Here is a 1,351-nt window from a genome sequence, read left to right as displayed (position 1 = left end):
GCGATCGCCCTTCTGGTTTGGAGGCTGCTGTTTTCGGTTTCCTGCTAGACAGCCTGGGCTTCTTTTCAGTTGGGAAACTGGCAACTGGTACCGCACTGCGATAGCGTGGGATCACCTTCTGAGCGGTTGCCAGAGCCGGAACGAAATATGTCTGGTTCCAGGTCGTTAGCCACTGTTGCCACTCCACATCACCCTGAGCAATATGGTCAAGCGTCTCTTCCATTTGGGCGGTGAATTTGGGTTCTAGCAAATCAGGTAATGCTTCTTGCAAGAACTGATCAACCCCCATTCCCAGTGCGGTTGGGTGCAAGCTTCCTTTCTGCACCTCAACATAGGTGCGGGTCTTCAAAATTTTGATGGTTGGGGCATAGGTGCTGGGTCTGCCAATGCCTAATCGTTCCATGGCCTGCACCAATTTCGGCTCACTGTAACGAGGTGGTGGAGTCGTTTGCTTTTTCTCATGGGCGGCGCGGTGGAGCGTCAGCGCTTGCCCCTGAGTTAGCGTTGGCAGTTCTGCATCTTCTTGCAGGTTTTTCCAATACTTTGAGTATCCGGCTTCCTGAAGCACTCGGCCTTCAGCTTGCCACTTGACTGGCCCCGATTGAGCTGTCACTTTAGTCTGCTGGATCTGGGCTGGTTTGCACTGGGACGCGATCGCCCGTTTCCAAATCAAAACATAGAGATCAAACTCTTCCTTGGATAATTCTTGCTTTAACTGTACTGATGGCAGAAACACGTCAGTCGGTCGGATGGCTTCATGGGCTTCCTGCGCTCCTTTTTTAGAACCGTATTGGGGTGGGCGTTTGGGAACGTTGCCCGGATCGCGTTCCTCCAACCATCGCCTTGCCTGCGTTTGAAATTCCGGGCTAAGGGCGGTGCTGTCGGTTCTCATGTAGGTGATCAGACCCTTCTCATACAGGCTTTGAGCCACCTGCATGGTTCTTTCTGGATTGAGGCCACAGCGCGAGCCCGCGGCCTGCTGCAACGATGAGGTAATGAAGGGTGGGGGAGGTGACTTGCTAACGACCTTACCCTCGATCTGCACAATCTGATGGGGGTGCTGATGGGCGATCGCAACTAGGCGATCTGCTTCCGCCAGGGTCAGCACCCGTGTTGATTCTGGGAGTTTTCTTTCGCTCACCGTTGCATCATCGAGCGGTTCCTCTGAGATGGGCTTAGATTCTCCCCGGAAAAAGGCCCGAAATCCCTCGGCGTACTCCACGAAGACGCTCCAGTAATCCTGGGGAACAAAATTTTGGATTTCCCGTTCCCGTTGGCAGATTAGATGCAGGGTCGCACTTTGAACGCGTCCCATGCTTTTTGCCCCGTTCTGCAACTGCCACAGCAAGGG

Annotated in this window: 1 protein-coding gene; it reads right to left on the bottom strand. The window is 53.8% G+C overall.

The features are described from left to right. Positions 1–1,315: type IA DNA topoisomerase (locus ACQ4M4_RS28695; RefSeq protein WP_430687885.1), on the bottom strand; the 1,315-nt coding region annotated here is incomplete at its 3' end. Positions 1,316–1,351 lie beyond the last annotated feature (36 nt).

Origin of the sequence: Leptolyngbya sp. AN02str, assembly GCF_050565595.1 — a bacterium.
Classification (GTDB): domain Bacteria; phylum Cyanobacteriota; class Cyanobacteriia; order Elainellales; family Elainellaceae; genus Kaiparowitsia.
Note: the sequence above shows the minus strand (reverse complement) of the source record. Positions and strands in the feature narration are given on the sequence as shown.